This window comes from Streptomyces niphimycinicus (assembly GCF_018883605.1).
Taxonomy (GTDB): domain Bacteria; phylum Actinomycetota; class Actinomycetes; order Streptomycetales; family Streptomycetaceae; genus Streptomyces; species Streptomyces niphimycinicus.
This window is the reverse complement of sequence record NZ_JAHLEM010001191.1, coordinates 1-2,201: the sequence shown is the minus strand read 5'-3', so window position 1 is coordinate 2,201 and position 2,201 is coordinate 1. Positions and strand designations below refer to the sequence as shown.

Sequence of the window (2,201 nt, the reverse complement as noted above, 5' to 3'; positions counted from 1 at the left end):
GCATCACCGGCGAGGGCGCCGTCACGGGCGGCGGCGCCCCGGAGCCGGCGGGCAAGGGCGGCGCGGCGGAGAAGGTGGGTGAGGCGCGGGTGCCGTGAGGGACAGCGGGGACACCGCCCGCCGCGGGGTGCGTGTGCTCACGGCGGTGGCGCGCGTACTCACACGCGCGTACTCACACGCGCGTGCTCACACGTCTGTGTTCACAGCAGGGAAAGCTGGGCGGGCGCCGGCGGCGAGTCGGCCCGGGCGTCCGGCTCCGCCGGCTCCTCCGGCACATTGCGGTGCGTGCCCGCCGCGTACGGGCCGATGCCGTACTCGGCGGCGAAGTCGTGGACCATCCCGGTGATCCGCCGCTGGTACCACTTCGGGGCGTAGGAGCCGCCCTCGTAGAGCGCGTCGTACCGCCGCAGCAGCCGAGGGTGGTGATGGGTGAGCCAGGTGGTGAACCACTCGCGGGCGCCCGGGCGCAGATGGAGCACCAGCGGGGTCACGGAGGTGGCTCCGGCCTGAGCGATCGCCCTTACGGTGGCGCGCAACTGCTCGGGGGAGTCGCCGAGGAAGGGGATCACCGGCGCCATCAGCACGCCGCACGGGATCCCGTGGGAGGACAGCGTCCGTACGACGTCCAGGCGCCGCTCGGGCGAGGGCGTGCCCGGCTCGACGGTGCGCCACAGCTCGCCGTCGGTGAAGCCGACCGAGACCGAGACGCCGATGTCGGTGACGCGTGAGGCCCGCCGCAGCAGCTCCAGATCGCGCAGGATCAGGGTGCCCTTGGTGAGGATCGAGAAGGGGTTGGCGCGCTCCACGAGCGCCGTAAGGATGCCGGGCATGAGCTGATACCGGCCCTCGGCGCGCTGATAGCAGTCCACGTTGGTCCCCATGGCGATGTGGTCACCGGCCCAGCGGCGGGAGGCCAGCTCGCGGCGGAGCAGCTCCGGCGCGTTGATCTTCACCACGATCTGGGAGTCGAAGCCGATTCCGGTGTCCAGGTCCAGATAGCTGTGGGTCTTGCGCGCGAAGCAGTAGACGCAGGCGTGGGCGCAGCCGCGGTACGGGTTCACCGTCCATTCGAAGGGCATCCGGGAGGCCCCGGGCACCCGGTTGATGATCGAGCGCGCCCGGATCTCATGGAAGGTGATGCCGCGGAACTCCGGGGTGTCGAAGGTGCGGGTGGTCACCGCGTCCGCCGCGAAGAGGGCCGGGGTGGCCGATGTGTCGTCTCGGGTCAGGTTGTCCCAGCGCATCGCAGGCACCTCCGGGTCTCGCTCGTACCACAATAGAACACATGTTTGATTGGTTTTCGTCAACCCCCGATTTGGGCGGGTGACCCTGAGGTGGTTGGCTTGCGCTCGTCAAGGCGTCACGGGCTGGGGACGCCACGTCGAGCGCGGAGGGACATGCGATGGGCCAGGTCGAGGCCACTACGGAGCGGATCGTCACGGGTAAGCCCGAGGACGTGTTCGACGCACTCGCCGACTACCGCGAGACCCGTCCCCGGCTGCTTCCGCAGCAGTTCAGCGAGTACGAGGTGCGCGAGGGCGGCGACGGTGAGGGCACCGTCGTGCACTGGAAGCTCCAGGCCACCAGCAAGCGGGTGCGCGACTGCCTGCTCGAGGTCTCCGAGCCGAGCGACGGGCAGTTGGTCGAGAAGGACCGGAACTCGTCCATGGTCACCACCTGGACCGTCACCCCGGCGGGTGAGGGCAAGTCGCGGGTCGTCGTCACCTCGACCTGGACCGGCGCGAGTGGCATCGGCGGCTTCTTCGAGCGGACCTTCGCCCCCAAGGGGCTGGCCCGGATCTACGACGAGCTGCTGGCCAAGCTCGCCTCCGAGACCGCCCGGGCCGCCCAGTAGCGCTCGGCGCGTCCTGATTCCGTCCCCCGGACCGAACGCCGCACTCACCGGTTCGGGTGGTTTTCCCCGCGGTCCGGCATCCCCCCGGCACACACTCCCACCGGGGGGAATGCCGCCGATGACCCCTCGTCGGTGATTCGTCGCTGTTTGCCCCTGGTTGCGCGTGATGCGAGAAATGGGCGGCGCAGGCGTGACGAGGGGAGAAGGACGTGGGCGGCACCACCGGTACCACCGGGGCCACCGTGCCGAAGCGGCGAGAGAGCCACGAGCGGCACGGGGGGTACGAACCGGCGGGCCCTCCCGCCCACGCCACCGACGACGGCACCGACGGGGCCGGTGGCGCCGG

At 70.9% G+C, this 2,201-nt stretch carries 2 protein-coding genes; one reads left to right on the top strand and one right to left on the bottom strand.

Annotated elements, in window-relative coordinates; all coding sequences use genetic code 11:
- Nucleotides 1-200: 200 nt before the first annotated feature.
- Complete coding sequence (locus KN815_RS48775; RefSeq protein WP_216348158.1) at nt 201-1,244, bottom strand: Rv2578c family radical SAM protein; 1,044 nt, start codon at nt 1,242-1,244, stop codon at nt 201-203.
- Between the two features lie 158 nt (nt 1,245-1,402).
- Here KN815_RS48775 and KN815_RS48770 point away from each other — a divergent pair, with 158 nt between their 5' ends.
- Nucleotides 1,403-1,855 carry an SRPBCC family protein gene (locus tag KN815_RS48770; protein ID WP_216348157.1) on the top strand — a complete coding sequence of 151 codons (453 nt, stop codon included), beginning with the start codon at nt 1,403-1,405 and terminating at the stop codon, nt 1,853-1,855.
- Nucleotides 1,856-2,201: the final 346 nt, after the last annotated feature.